Source organism: Kitasatospora sp. NPDC048715, assembly GCF_043198905.1.
Lineage (GTDB): Bacteria > Actinomycetota > Actinomycetes > Streptomycetales > Streptomycetaceae > Kitasatospora > Kitasatospora lactacystinica.
The window spans coordinates 1-12,258 of record NZ_JBICVH010000020.1; the positions used below are offsets into that span (position 1 = coordinate 1).

The following is a 12,258-nucleotide window of genomic DNA, read 5'->3' on the forward strand; positions in this document are numbered from 1 at the left end:
GCTTCGCTGCCTCGACGGCCTCGGCCGAGACGGTCACGTCCTTCATCAGGTGCTACTTCCTTGATCGGGAGTTACACCGTTCTTTGTACAGACCCATATGAGGTGGGCCCACTGGAACAGCATTCGAGGCGGCTGGCACCACACCATGGGAGTGTTCAATGAACGGCGGATCCGATGGTCGAGGAGACGCCAGACGAGTGACATCACATCGAGCGGTCCTCACCAACATCGTCACCACGCCGTGACCAGCACCTTCACCACCCGCCAGGACTTTGGAACATCCCTGGGGTGGCTGTGTGGTGGCTGGTCGGGGTGGCGGGTCGGTTGCCGCGGAATCCGGGGGCTGCGTAGCTGAGCTGCCAGGTGCTTCGGCGGGTGTGTGGCCGGCAGTGGTGAGGGTGTGCCAGAGGACTTGCCCGGCGGTGGTGGGGTGGTCGGTGTTGGGGTTGAACGGTGCTGCGAGTCGTCGGCGGAGGTCGTCAAGGTTGCGCACGGTGGCGGGTCACCTCTTCGAGTGGTCTCAGGGGGTCGGGGGCTGCTGATCGGGGTGCGTGGGCTGGGGCGGTGTTGGTGGGGATGGCGGGGTGAAGAGGCGGTGCTGTTCGGTGGTGGGGGTGCAGCCGGCTGGGCAGGGGAGGTACTTCCAGGGGCGGCCGTTGGGGTAGCGGTGCTGTTCGTGGTGGCGGTTGGGGTCGTTTGGGGTGCAGCGGACGGGTAGTTGGCCGCGTGAGCCGCAGTGCGGGCAGAGGTGGAGGGGGTCGGTGTTGTCGTTGGTGACGGGGTGGGGGTAGGGGCGGGCGGAGTAGTCGACGGGGTGGCCGGTGGAGGGGTTGAAGAGGAAGTAGGACGATCGGGGGTGGATGGGGATGGACCACCAGCGGTGGGTGGGGTCGCTGGTGAGGATGTGGCGGCTGTTGTGGACGGTGCGGCCGTTGTGGTGGGTGTGGGTCCAGCGGACGTAGGCCCAGCCGTTGCCGTAGCGGCGGTGGTGTATGCGGGTGGCGTTGCGGGCGTGCGCTTCGGGTATGGCGGGCGCTGCTTGTTCGAGCTCGCGGCGGGTCGGGGCGATGATGACGGGGACGAGGTCGAGGGGCAGGTCGGTGAGGTCGATCTCCACGGTGGTGTTCTCCGGGCGGGGCCGGGCAGGTGGTGTGCCTGCCCGGCCGGGCGGTCAGGTGCTGGGGTTCGGCGGGTCGTGGCGGATGAGGTCGCCTTGGCTGTCGCCGATGAGGGCGGCGAGGTGGGCGTCGCCGGGGCCCCCGGTCCAGGCGACGATCCGCTGGACCTTGTCGGTGGTGGTGATGGTGAACTCGGTGTTGGGGAACAGCTCGGTGAGCTTCTTGGCGAGGTCGGCGTCGGGGATTTGGGCGCGGTAGGTGCCGGGAGTTCCGGTGCAGCCGACGTGCCGTCGGTCGTGTCCTCGGCTCGCGCGCAGGTGGCTGTAGAAGAGGTGGCCGGTCCAGTCGCATCCGGTTCGGCCGCAGCGCAGGTGCCAGTGGACGTCGCTGCCGGGATAGGGGCTGAGCGGGACGAGTTCGAGTTCTTCGAGGCGGGCGAGGGCTTTTCGGGCTGAGGCGGCGTTGCGTCGGGTGGTGAGGTCGAGCACGTGGGGTCCTCGTGATGGTCAGGCGGCGGGCTGGTGAGTGGGGATGCCTTGACGCAGGAATGCCGGCTCGGTGAAGAGGCGGATGATCGTTTCGTCGGTGCTGGGTGGGGTGTGGCGGGTGTGGGTGTGGTTGGTCCAGGTGCCGTTGGCGCGTTCCCAGATGACCTTGTCGTGGACGACGTGGTCGCCGTCCGCGAAGGCGGTGGGCACCGCGGGGTAGGGGATCTTGGGGAGGGTGTCGGGGTCGACGTGGCGGTACGCGGCGACCGGGACGACAGTGCTGCCGCTGTGGGAGAGGGTGTTGGGGAACTTCCACCAGGTATCGGGGAGGGCGATCATCGAGCCGCGGGTGGGCGGGGTGACGGTGCGGGCGGTGCGCCGGTATTCGCCCCGGCCGAGGTGGCGGATGTTGGTGATGACGGACTCGTGGCCGGTGGCGGTGTGCACGATGACGTCGCCTCTGCGCAGTAGGCGGGCGGGGAGGTCCATGACGCCGTAGGCGCCGATGCGGCGCTCGGGGTGGCGGGCGACCGGGCTGTTGGGCCAGTCGGTGACGTAGGTGGCGATGGTGTCGACGAGTTCGGTGATGGCCTTGGTGCGGTTGCTGCGGCGGTCGAGCCTGCGGTCGACAAGGGTGATCTGCTCCTGAGGAAGGGCCTCGTTCGGGTCGCCGAGGTAGTGGATCGCGTGCAGGCCGCCGATCTTGGCCGCGTCGTTGTCGATGCTGGCGTGCTCGTCGGTGCTCCAGACGAAGGTGCCGTCGGGGAGGTCGACGGCAACCCAGGACACGCCGGCGGAGGCGTGGCTGCCGCAGGTGGTGGCGATGCCGTGCTGGTTGAGGCCGGTGGTGATCAGGTCGCGCAGGGTGTTCATGGGTGTTCCTTGCTGGCCGGGGGAAGCGAGTTGCCTCCCCCGGGCGGGCTGGGTGCGGGTCAGGCGGTGGCCTTGGTGGTGCGGCGGCGGGTGGTGGGCTTGGGTGGGGCGTCCGTCGGGGTGGCGGTCTTGGTCGTCGCCTTGCGGGTGCGGGCGGGCTTGGTGTCGGTGGACTTTGTGGTGCCCTTGCGGGCCCGGGTCGGCTTGTCGGCCGGGGCTGCCGGGGTTCGGGGGGTGCTGGCTGCGCGCTTGCGCGGGGTCTTGGTCTTCGGCTTGGGGGCGTCGGTCGGGTTCGGGGTGGTGGGCTGCTCGGGCTCGTCGGCGGGTGCGGGGTCGGGGCTCGGGGTGGTGGCCGTGGGGGCTGCCGGGTCGGCGGCGTCGGCCGGAGGCGGGGTCGCTGGCTGGTCGCTGGTCGCGGTGTCCCAGGGGCGGTGGCCGACGCAGAGCGGCTTGTTGTCGAAGGCGGGTAGCAGGTTGTGCAGGAGCGTGGCGTGGATGAGGTCGGCTGGGTCGCCGTCGAGGCCGTGGAGGTGCATCACGGCGTGGTAGCTGCTGCCGGGCGGGAGGGTGCCGCCGTGGGTGGGGTGGGACTCCTTGGGGCGGACACCGGGGGTGGTGATCCACAGCTGGAGGGTCACGCCGTCGGGTCGGATGCGGGCGCCGATGGTGCGGCCGTCGTGGTTGGTGAGGCGCTGGACGTGGGGGTCGTCGTGGGGTCGGGGGCTCGGGGTGTAGCCGTCGAGGCGGGTTGCGAGGTCCTGGAAGACGGTGGCGAGGGTGGTGGAGATGAGCAGCACTGCGTGGTCCCTTCGCGGGTGGGGTGAACCCAACCCGCATTGTTTAGATTTTATACTCATTCAGGGCGGAATTGGCGGCCTTCCGGTCCAGCCCGTCCGGATTCGAGTCGGGCGCATCAATCCCGAGAGGGGTTCCCCTGAATCCCTTCCCTTATGTTTATATTTTATACTCATTCATGATGGGTGTCCACTCCTCTTCCCCGCGGTCAGGCCGCCTGGTCCATCGCGGCCCCGGTGAGCAACGCCTCGGCCCTGCCGACGGCGGCGATCATCGTCGCGCCGCCCAGCAGGGCGTCACGGTGCTTGAAGATCGCGGCCTTCTCCTCCAGGGCCAGGCGCTCGGTGTCGCCCTCGGCGAGCACGTCCCCGCGCCAGACGGTGGTGTTCGGGCCGAGGCCCCAGAGGATCATGTTGACGGCCGCGCCGGCTGCGGCGACCGGATCGATGTCGTTCAGGTGCCAGCGGCAGGTGGCCGGGTCGATCCGGTGCTCGCGCAGGATCTGGGCGGCGGCGCGGGTCATCCCGCCGGTGCCGCCTGCGGGGTCGCAGAAGCTGTAGCCGGGTTTGACGTCGGAGCAGTCGCCGAGCTGCATGTGGGCCATGAGCTCGCAGATCTCCGGAGGGGTGTGGTACTCCCCCAGTCCTTCCCTGGAGCCCTTGCTGCGCAGCGTGGTGACCATCCAGGACATCAGGTCGCACTCGGCGAGGTCGTAGGGGTCGCTGGAGCCGGTGACGGTGAGCAGGCTGTGGGTGATCGCGGCGTGGGCGACGGCCTTCACGCAGGCGAGTTCGTGCTTGCTCAGGGTCTCTTCCGTCCAGGTGGCGATTGGTGCGGCCCGGTGGACGAGGTCTGGGCGGCGCATCCACCAGTAGGCCCAGCACTCTCGGATCAGCCGGACGAGGTCGTCGGCGTCGAGGCCGAGCATCCAGTCGGCCTGCTTCGGGGCGTCCGGTCCCTTGAGCGGCCACAGGGCGAGGGCTGCGACCACGCCGACGGGTATCTCCATCCGGCTGCCGCCGTGGTGGCTGTGCCAGGCGTCGGCGGCGGCCTCGGCGATGCGCTGCGCCGCCTCGTGCGCCCGGGTCCCGGACGGCACCGGGAAGGTGCGGACCTTGGGCTTGGGCTTGGACGGTGGCGCCGGCGGGGAGGCTTCCAGGCCGGGGATGGCGGCGGCTTCCGCGTGCAGGGCGGCCAGCTTGGCGAGGTCGGATCGCCGGTCGGTGTCGGGTACGGCGGCGAGGTGCCGCCGGGGTGCGACGGCGCGTGTGGCGGGACCGGGCTCGTCCTCGACCGTGGCGAACAGGTCGAGCTGCTGAGACCGCTTCATGATGGTTTGTCCTCTATTTCTGGGCGTGAAAAGGCCCGGCCGGTGGACTGCGACCGGCCGGGCCGCGTGATCGTGCTGTGGAGGGGTTCAGTCGGCGGGCTTGTGCCGTGCCGGCGCTGAGGGGATGTCGATCCGGGTTCCTCAGCCGGTGGATCGGCCGGACAGCGGTGGCCTCTGCGCGGAATCGCGGGCCGTCGGGTTCCCCGCAGCGGAGCGCCGCCGGGGCTGGGCGCCGCGGGCGCTTACCACGTCGTTCCGCCCGTGGCGGTGCCGTCGTACTCCAGCGCCTGGAGCCGCTGGGCGTGTTGCTCGGCAGTGATGAGACCGGCGTGGAGCTGGACGTCGGCCAGGCGCCGGATGGCCGGCTCGGCGGCGGCGCGGGCGGCGGCGATTCGGTCCTCGTCTCCGCTGAGCAGGGCGAGCCGCCACATGGAGTGGCGGGCGACGGCCATCCCGGCCATGTCCTTCAGGTGCAGGCGGACGGCCGGGTCCAGCGCGGGGGGCGTGCGGTCGTTGTCCTTGTCGATGCCGGCGGGGGTCGCGGGACGGGACGGGTGGTGGCCGTGGTCGCGGCCGGAGGTCGGAGAGGGGTGGTCGGTCATTCGGTTTCGTCCTCGGCGAGCTGGAGGGCCGGGCCGTCCGCCAGGGGGCAGGGGAATTCGATGACCTGCCCGTCGGCGGTGCCGACCGGGCGGGGCGTCAGTCGGTGGGCCTGCGCTATCCGCCGTCGGCGAGGTGCTGCGCCTGCGTCTCGACGAGGTGGCGGGCGATCGTGGTGGCGTAGGTACGGCTGATCGATCCGCCGTCGGCGAGACGGGCGGCGATCGCGAGGGTCACGTCCTCGGCGTGCTCGAAGTCGAGGCCGTTCAGGTGCTCGGCGGCGGCGGTCACGTCGGTCTCCAGACCGACCATGGTGTCCGCCAGGCCCGGGGCGTCGTGGAAGAGGCCTCCGCGTGGACGTCGCGCCTGGGTCTGCGAGCGGGCAGCGGGCCGGCTCGGAGCGGGTCCGGACAGGGCGCTGTTCAGCGTGTGAAGGAGGTGGGCCGCGGCGCGCCCGTACTGGCTGGACAGGTGCAGCGCCGTGTAGGTGAAGACGGCCGCGACGGCCTCGGGGACGAGCCGGTCCCGGTACTGTTCCGCGCTCAGGTCCGACTCGCGCTGCGGCCGGTGGTTGTAGCCGCTGGCGAGGACGGTGGCCAGAGTGTCACGGGCGGCGCGTTCGATCTGCGGGTCAAGGCGCAGCCGGGTGGTCTCCGCGCGCAGGGCCTTCTCGACGGTGGTCATCGCGGGTCGGCCTTCCCTTCGGTGGCTTCGGCGTCGACCAGGATGTGGCCGGCGATGTCCTGCCCGTGGTCCAGGAGGTCGTCAAGGACGGCCAGGGCCCGGGCGTGGGCCGCCGGCAGGGAGCGGGCGGGCAGGACGAAGTAGGTGTGTCCGGCGAGACCTAGGTTGTTGGCTTCGCGTCGGCTGGGTACTCCCTTGCGGATCTGCTCGATCTCCGTGTCGCCATTGAGGACGACGGTCCACCTCGGCGCGTCCGGCAGGTGGGCGAAGTTCCCGCAGTCTTCGCAGCCCTGGCGGGGGCGGTGGTAGTCGTGGACGAGCTTGGCGAGGTGGTCCACGACGGAGTCCGGGGCCCCGCCGGTGTCCTGAACGGTCTGCGCCCAGGCGTGGGTTCGGGTCTCGCTGGGCGAGCCGGAGTCGGCGACGTGCAGGTGCAGGCGCGGCTCGGTGGGGTTGAATCGGACCTCGGTGCGGACGACGGCGTGCCCGTTGAGGTAGCCGTCAATCGTGGTTCGGCCTGTCAGGGCATCGCGGTTGACGACGACGTCGAGGCGGGTGGGCTCGCCTCGCAGTTTTTCCTGTACGACTCCCAGGCCGGCAAGGGAGGCCGCGGTGTCGGCCAGGGCGCTGGCGACGGTGGGTTCGGACTTGGTCATGGTGTGCTCCGTCGGCGCGGCGGTGGTCAGCGGTGGAGGTGGCTGGTGCCTGCGAGCGCGGCTCCGACGAGGTCGGCCATGTGGTCGACCTCGCGGAGGTCTCCGTCGTGGTGCAGGGCCGCGTGGAAGAGGTCGCAGTAGTGGAAGTAGCCGACGGTGTCGTGGAACTCGGTGAGCTTGAGGCCGAGCAGGCCGTCGGGGCGGCGGGCCCAGGCGACGGTGATGGCCTGCTGGAGCAGCGTTCCTGCGTCCATGGCGAGTTCGGGGCAGGCCGCGTGGCCGACGATCGTTGACACCACCTTGGGCAGGTGCTGCTCGGGAACGAAGTACAGGTCGTCGGCGAGGCTGCGGGTGGGGACGAGTCGGATGACGGTGGTGTGCATGGTCGTTGTGCCCTTTCGTGGCTGGTGAGGGTCGGCGGTTGGGCCCGGCCGCCGGCGGGCGGCCGGGCGGGCGGGTCAGGGGTTGAGCTGCGGGTCGTCGACCAGGGCGACGGCGATCCCCGAGGCGACCTCGGCGATGCGGTCGGCGTCGGCGTCCAGCGCGAGGCAGTGCCGGTACAGGTCGGCGTAGTGGCGGTTCCAGACGAGGTCGTGGAACTGGGTGAAGGCGAGGGCCCGGAAGGCGTCGGGCCGGATGGCCCAGCCGATGGTGATCGCGTGTTCGACCATGGTGAAGGCGCGGTCGGCGGAGCGGAGGTTGATGGAGTCGGCCGAGGTGATGGCGCCGATGATGGCGGTTTCGTGGTGCTCGGGGCCCCGCATCGTGACGGTGCCGACGTAGGACATGGAGTCGATGCTGCCGAGGACGGTCATGGTGTTCTCCGATCGGTGGTTGGCCCGGGGCCGCTGCCCCGGGCCGGGCGGGTCGGTCAGGCGGTGAGGTAGTCGAGGACGCTGAGGGAGAAGTCCCGCGGGAGGGCTCCGGGGCCGGCGTCGCGGCTGGTGGCGTAGTTCTCGGCGAGGGCGAGGGTGTCGAGGACGGCGTCCTCGCGGTCGGGGCGGGCCAGGAGTCGGGCGACCGCGTCGAGGGCGAGGGCGGCGGCGGAGAGGGTGAGGCGGTGGATCTCCTGCTCGGCGCGGGCGGCACGGGAGCGGGCGAGGCGGGCGTAGTGGCGGGCCTCTTCGGCGGCGGCGGTGAGCGCGTTCATGGTGGTTCCCTCCCTGGCGGGTGGGGGCCTCTCCCCCTCCCTTCATGTTTAAATTCTATACTCATTCAGAGTGGGGGTCCACTCCGTCGGAAGGTTCTCAAGGGGTGGACGGCGCCATATTTCCGCAGGTCAGAGCTTCGGGAGGGCCGCCACGAGCGCCGTGGCGTTGTCGGCCCGCTCTCCATGACTACTCATACGGGCTTCGGCAACGGCCTGCTCCACCGCGTCCGCGACCAGGTCCCCGGCGGTCGACTTGGCGAGGAAGTGGTCGAGGGTCACGTAGGAGTACCGGTCGACGGCCGCTCCCGTGGCGCCGCTCTTCTCCAGCGGGTGGTAGGCGCCATCCGTGCACAGCACCAGCGCGTCGACGAGGTCCCGGTGCACGGTCCGCTCCTCGATGTCCCCGTAACCGAGCTCCGCCAGCAGCTGGTTGTGGTCCCACCAGTCCAGCGGCCTGCCGAGGCGCCGCTTCACGGCAGCCACGTTGTGGTCCTCGGTCACCAGCTCGCTGCGCCCCGACGGGCTGAGCACCCAGACCCGGGAGTCGCCCGCCCACGCGATGCGCACCTCGTCCCAGTCGGGGTGCCACGTCGCCAGCGCCGCCGTGGAGGTGGTTCCGTCCGCGACTCCGGATCGCCGGTACCAGTCCGGCAGTTCGGCCCGCACCTGCCGGATCGCGTCGCCCGGGGAGCCCAGCTCCGAGGCGACGTACGCCAGCCGCGGGGCGGCGTACCGTGCGAACGCGGCAGTCTCGTCGGTGTCCCCGACGCCGTCGCAGACCACGAACGCCCACACCCCGCTGCTCCGGTCGCGGTGGACGGCGAGAGCGTCGCACTGCTTGTCGCGCTGGCCCCTCAGCTGCGCCCCGCCGATCGAGGGGCCTTCGGGGTGTACCCACCGCGTCGAGTCCGCAGCCTCGGACAGGCGGTCGACGTCGGCCCGGGTCAGGTCCGCGTAGGTGCCGTCGTGGCGCCGCCGGCCGGTGACGAGTACCGGGCCTCGGAAGAACGGGGCCCGTCCTCCGCCGGCGATCCCGGACCACATCTGCTGGCCGTGCCAGTTGGCCGCCTCTTCGGCGTCCCGGTTTCGGCCGTGCATGGTGTAGCGGCCGATCGGCAGCGAGGAGTAGTCCGCGCCGAGGTTCCGGAAGAGGATCTCCCACTGGCCGGTGGGCTCCGGCGGGTTGGGGATCTCGTCCTGCTCGCCGTCGGGGCCGACGGCGAACGCGAAGGTGCTGTTGGGCATGGTTGAAGTCTCCTTGGTGGGATGGGCTCAGAGCCCGTTGGTGGCCCACTCGTGGGCGTATACGCAGTCCTCGCAGCACAGGTCGTCGAAGATCAGGCCGACGAGGCCTCCGGGTTCGACGGTGAATGTGCAGTGGGCGCAGGTGATGTGCTCCTGGGTGGTCTGCACAGGGTCGGGCCCTTTCCAGGGTCTCTACCAGCGGGTGTGGCGCTCTCGTTGCGGCCGCTGCTCCGGGTGTGTGCGCCAGTGGTTGTCGTAGACCTGATGCCACGGGCGGGTGAGGGTCATGACCGCTTGGGAGTCTGCGAGCAGGGCCATGGTGACGAGGCCTTCGACGACGGTGCGGGCCAGGTCCTCCCGGGCCTTCCCGGGCGTGATCGTGTAGGCGGTGCCGTACGGGCCGGGGCCTTCCCTCCAGGCGATCCAGTCGTGTGCCGGGCACTCCAGCAGCCACATCGTGCGGATCTCGACCGCGCCGAGAAGGTCCTGCTCCGTGGCCCAGCCGGGCACGGTCCGGATGAACGCCGGGCAGCCGTCCTCCCCGATGTGCGGGATGCACTGCCCGGCGTCGGACACGTACCAGCAGGCGTCCCGTGCGGCGTCCCACGGATCCAAGCCCGCTTCGGCGGCCCAGCGTTCGGCGTCGAGGGAGATGTGCAGGTCGATGCGGATCTTCACGGCCCTACCGGGGTTCGGAGGTCGCTCCGTACCCCGGCCAGCAGTTGTTCGAGGCTGTGGACCTGCCTGTCCGTGAGGTTAGTGAACTGCCCGTCGGTGCCGAGGGGGCCGAGGAAGAGGACCGGGCCGTTCAGGATGAGCAGCGAGGGTTCGTCGCGGAGCAGATCCAGGGCGAGGCTCGCGGGCAGGTTCACCGGCAGGGTGTCGTCCTTCGTGACGGCGACGGAGAGGACGGGCGTTCCGTGCGGGCAGGTCCCGGTGTAGCCGGTGTAGTCGGCTTCGCCTCCGAGGTGCTGCGAGGCCGCGGCGTGCCGGCCTCCGGGGTCGGTCGGCAGGTGCAGCGGCGTGGTTTCACCGGCTGGGTTGACGAGTACGGCGTTGACCGGGGCTTCGGGGAGCTCGCGCGGCTTGCGGGTGAGCGGTCCGTTGCTTGTGGGCATGTTGGTGTTCCTTCGTGGTTTCGGGTTCGGGCCGGGCTTTCGGCTCCGGCCCTGCTTCAGCAGGTGGCCGCGGGCGGGTACTCGCCCGACGCGGGCTCCGTGTGGGTGTCGTAGAGCTGGCGGACCCGGTTGGCCGCGTCCGTACCGCTCTGGGCGAGTACGCCGTAGGACTCGTAGCCGGCTTCGAGCAGGGTCTCGGTCAGGTGATTGCTGGTGCTGGCGCACAGGGGCTCGGACATGATCCGGGCGATGCTCATCGTGGGGCCGTGGACGTGGATGGCGACACGCCATCCGGTGGGCTGCTGCACGGCGGCCGGTGCCGGGACGACGAGGGCGGCAATCAGGGTGCGCGGGAACACGGTGGGGCTTCTTCGGGGTTCGGTGACGGGTATCGGCTTCGGGGGCCGCCGGCGAGGCGGCCCCCGAGGAGGGGCAGGTCAGGCCACCGGCTTGTACCAGGCGTCGATGACCTCGAAGAGGGCCTTCTCCGCGTACCTGGTGATGCCGTCCCCATCGCGGACGTTGCCCGCCAGGGTGTCGAGCGGGGCCTTGCGGGCGTCGAGCAGGGTGAAGTCCACCCGGGTCTCACCCGGCTGCCGCCCCGGCCCGAAGCCGATCTTGACGGTGCGGTCGTCCTCCGGGTCGACGTCCACGTAGACCGCGTTGAGGACGGCGCGGGCCTGGATACCCGGGTTGTGGATCAGTGCGGCGCTGGCCTCGGCGAGCCGGGTGTAGTTCATGCGCTCTTCCTCTCGGTTCGGAGGGGGGACCCCTCGCTTATGTTTATATTTTATACTCATTTAACCCCGGTGTCCACACTCGGAGTTCTCAACTCCCCTGCTACACCAGGTACTTCCGGTCGAAGCGGTGGAGGTCGACCACCAGGACAGCACCCTCCGCGCCCGGGGAGGTCGTGGCGCGGGCGAGCCGTCCGGCGGCGTCCTTCGGGCTTTCCCCGTAGTCCAGGGACTCGTACAGGTGGCTCCGGTTGATCGTCGCGTGCAGGTTGACTCCGGGCGTGGCCAGCGCCAGCCAGCTGACGGCACGCATCGAGACCTCCCGGTAGTCCAGCGGTCCCACGGAGCCGGTCCCGCGGTCCTCGCGGACGGGCGTCCCGAACATGTCACCGGAGGTGCGCAGGCAGTAGGACGCGATGCCGCCGGACCAGGCCAGTTGGAGGAAGTCGTCCTGCGCGCGCCAGGTCGCGACGATGATGCCGGACAGTGATCCGCCCCAGGAGTACGGCTCCGCGCGGACGGCATCGAGTTGCCGCCGGAGAGCCTTGAGCGGGTCGCCCGCCCTCGCGGCTCGTGCCGCGAGGGCGGTGGCGTGCCGTCGGGCGTACCCCCCGGCGAGGCCCCCGGTGCCGGCGTCGCACAGGGCGACCGCGCGGCGGCCCGAGCCGGCGTCGTAGGCGATGCCGTGGCCGCTGAAGCCGTCGGGTTGGCCGCCGGGCACGGTGGCCACGCTCAGGTCCCATCGGCGGCGGCGCCTGGTCTTCGGCGCCGATCGGAGGATGTCCTTGAGTACGTGGTCGAGGTGCCACGGGCGGTACGTCAGCTGCGTGCCGGCGTGCGGGTGGAGGGTGAACCACACGGGGCCGCGGAACACGGGGGCGGTTCCGCCACGGGCGATCTCGTTCCAGATGTACCTTGCCGCGTGGTTGACGGCCTGCTCGTGCGATTGCGGGGCGGTGTGGACGAGGAGGGGGCCGAGGCGGATGGCGCGGGCCTGCGGCGGGATCGCCCAGCGGCGGTAGGTGCCAACAGCAGCCACGGTTCCGTCGGCCGCGACGCGAACGGCGAATCGGTCGTGCATGAGGTCTCCAGGTCAGTGATCGAGGTGGTCGGCGAGGGAATTGAGGAGGGCGGCGCCGGCTTCGGCGCCGTGCCGCGCGGTGTCGTTGTCGCAGGCGGCGGCAGCCAGGTGCAGGGCCGCGACGAGGATCGGGGCCGGCAGGCTTGCCAGCCACTCGGCGTAGGGGACTTCGCCGCCGACGGATTCCCAGGCGCCGTGGGCGGCGCTCTCGGTGACGGCGGCGGCGTAGGTGGCGCCCAGTGGGGTGAGGCCGTAGTCCTGGACCAGCAGCGCGACCAGGAGGCGGCGGTCGTCGGCGGCGATGAGGGCGGGGAGTGCGGGCTGCAGGGTGGTGGTCATGGTCTTCCTCGGCTCGGGCGGCTCCCGGTCGGGAGTGGTCCTGG

At 70.9% G+C, this 12,258-nt stretch carries 19 protein-coding genes; all 19 read right to left on the reverse strand.

Translation table 11 applies throughout. The features are described from left to right. Nucleotides 1–520 precede the first annotated feature (520 nt). A complete protein-coding gene (locus ACGFSC_RS32320) occupies nucleotides 521–1,117 on the reverse strand; it encodes a hypothetical protein (RefSeq protein ID WP_359898097.1) in 597 nt (198 codons plus the stop codon). 54 nt (nucleotides 1,118–1,171) lie between these two features. After that, the gene (locus tag ACGFSC_RS32325) at nucleotides 1,172–1,606 is read right to left on the reverse strand and encodes a hypothetical protein (RefSeq protein WP_359898099.1); all 435 of its coding nucleotides are present in this window, start codon (nucleotides 1,604–1,606) and stop codon (nucleotides 1,172–1,174) included. 18 nt (nucleotides 1,607–1,624) lie between these two features. After that, nucleotides 1,625–2,479 (reverse strand): hypothetical protein, encoded by an 855-nt coding sequence (locus ACGFSC_RS32330; RefSeq protein WP_359898101.1) that lies wholly within the window; start codon nucleotides 2,477–2,479, stop codon nucleotides 1,625–1,627. A 59-nt stretch (nucleotides 2,480–2,538) separates the two neighbouring features. Beyond that, nucleotides 2,539–3,276 carry a hypothetical protein gene (locus tag ACGFSC_RS32335; RefSeq protein WP_359898102.1) on the reverse strand — a complete coding sequence of 246 codons (738 nt, stop codon included), beginning with the start codon at nucleotides 3,274–3,276 and terminating at the stop codon, nucleotides 2,539–2,541. A gap of 206 nt (nucleotides 3,277–3,482) precedes the next feature. Continuing rightward, nucleotides 3,483–4,604, reverse strand: a complete 1,122-nt coding sequence (locus tag ACGFSC_RS32340) for an N-6 DNA methylase (protein WP_359898104.1) — start codon at nucleotides 4,602–4,604, stop codon at nucleotides 3,483–3,485. A 242-nt stretch (nucleotides 4,605–4,846) separates the two neighbouring features. Beyond that, entirely contained in the window at nucleotides 4,847–5,206 is a 360-nt protein-coding gene (locus tag ACGFSC_RS32345; protein WP_359898105.1) for a hypothetical protein, read from the reverse strand. A 115-nt stretch (nucleotides 5,207–5,321) separates the two neighbouring features. Next, nucleotides 5,322–5,888, reverse strand: a complete 567-nt coding sequence (locus tag ACGFSC_RS32350) for a hypothetical protein (protein ID WP_359898106.1) — start codon at nucleotides 5,886–5,888, stop codon at nucleotides 5,322–5,324. Beyond that, nucleotides 5,885–6,544 carry a hypothetical protein gene (locus tag ACGFSC_RS32355; protein ID WP_359898108.1) on the reverse strand — a complete coding sequence of 220 codons (660 nt, stop codon included), beginning with the start codon at nucleotides 6,542–6,544 and terminating at the stop codon, nucleotides 5,885–5,887. The genes ACGFSC_RS32350 and ACGFSC_RS32355 overlap by 4 nt, the downstream gene beginning before the upstream one ends. Before the next feature lie 26 nt (nucleotides 6,545–6,570). Next, nucleotides 6,571–6,927 (reverse strand): hypothetical protein, encoded by a 357-nt coding sequence (locus ACGFSC_RS32360; protein WP_359898110.1) that lies wholly within the window; start codon nucleotides 6,925–6,927, stop codon nucleotides 6,571–6,573. 75 nt (nucleotides 6,928–7,002) lie between these two features. Further along, nucleotides 7,003–7,359: a hypothetical protein gene (locus ACGFSC_RS32365; protein ID WP_359898111.1), complete on the reverse strand. Its 357-nt coding sequence runs from the start codon at nucleotides 7,357–7,359 to the stop codon at nucleotides 7,003–7,005. 56 nt (nucleotides 7,360–7,415) lie between these two features. Then, nucleotides 7,416–7,694, reverse strand: coding sequence for a hypothetical protein (locus ACGFSC_RS32370; protein WP_359898112.1), 279 nt, complete (start codon nucleotides 7,692–7,694; stop codon nucleotides 7,416–7,418). Between the two features lie 129 nt (nucleotides 7,695–7,823). Next, the gene (locus ACGFSC_RS32375; RefSeq protein WP_359898114.1) at nucleotides 7,824–8,939 is read right to left on the reverse strand and encodes a SpoIIE family protein phosphatase; all 1,116 of its coding nucleotides are present in this window, start codon (nucleotides 8,937–8,939) and stop codon (nucleotides 7,824–7,826) included. Nucleotides 8,940–8,966: 27 nt separating this feature from the next. Beyond that, a complete protein-coding gene (locus tag ACGFSC_RS32380; protein WP_359898116.1) occupies nucleotides 8,967–9,107 on the reverse strand; it encodes a hypothetical protein in 141 nt (46 codons plus the stop codon). A 24-nt stretch (nucleotides 9,108–9,131) separates the two neighbouring features. After that, nucleotides 9,132–9,617: a hypothetical protein gene (locus ACGFSC_RS32385; RefSeq protein ID WP_359898118.1), complete on the reverse strand. Its 486-nt coding sequence runs from the start codon at nucleotides 9,615–9,617 to the stop codon at nucleotides 9,132–9,134. Next, entirely contained in the window at nucleotides 9,614–10,057 is a 444-nt protein-coding gene (locus ACGFSC_RS32390; protein WP_359898120.1) for a hypothetical protein, read from the reverse strand. The genes ACGFSC_RS32385 and ACGFSC_RS32390 overlap by 4 nt, the downstream gene beginning before the upstream one ends. Nucleotides 10,058–10,113: 56 nt before the next feature. Next, nucleotides 10,114–10,416, reverse strand: a complete 303-nt coding sequence (locus ACGFSC_RS32395) for a hypothetical protein (protein WP_359898122.1) — start codon at nucleotides 10,414–10,416, stop codon at nucleotides 10,114–10,116. A gap of 78 nt (nucleotides 10,417–10,494) precedes the next feature. Further along, the gene (locus tag ACGFSC_RS32400) at nucleotides 10,495–10,797 is read right to left on the reverse strand and encodes a hypothetical protein (RefSeq protein ID WP_359898124.1); all 303 of its coding nucleotides are present in this window, start codon (nucleotides 10,795–10,797) and stop codon (nucleotides 10,495–10,497) included. 100 nt (nucleotides 10,798–10,897) lie between these two features. Next, nucleotides 10,898–11,875: a hypothetical protein gene (locus ACGFSC_RS32405; protein WP_359898125.1), complete on the reverse strand. Its 978-nt coding sequence runs from the start codon at nucleotides 11,873–11,875 to the stop codon at nucleotides 10,898–10,900. A 12-nt stretch (nucleotides 11,876–11,887) separates the two neighbouring features. Next, nucleotides 11,888–12,214, reverse strand: a complete 327-nt coding sequence (locus ACGFSC_RS32410; RefSeq protein ID WP_359898127.1) for a hypothetical protein — start codon at nucleotides 12,212–12,214, stop codon at nucleotides 11,888–11,890. Between the last annotated feature and the right edge of the window lie 44 nt (nucleotides 12,215–12,258).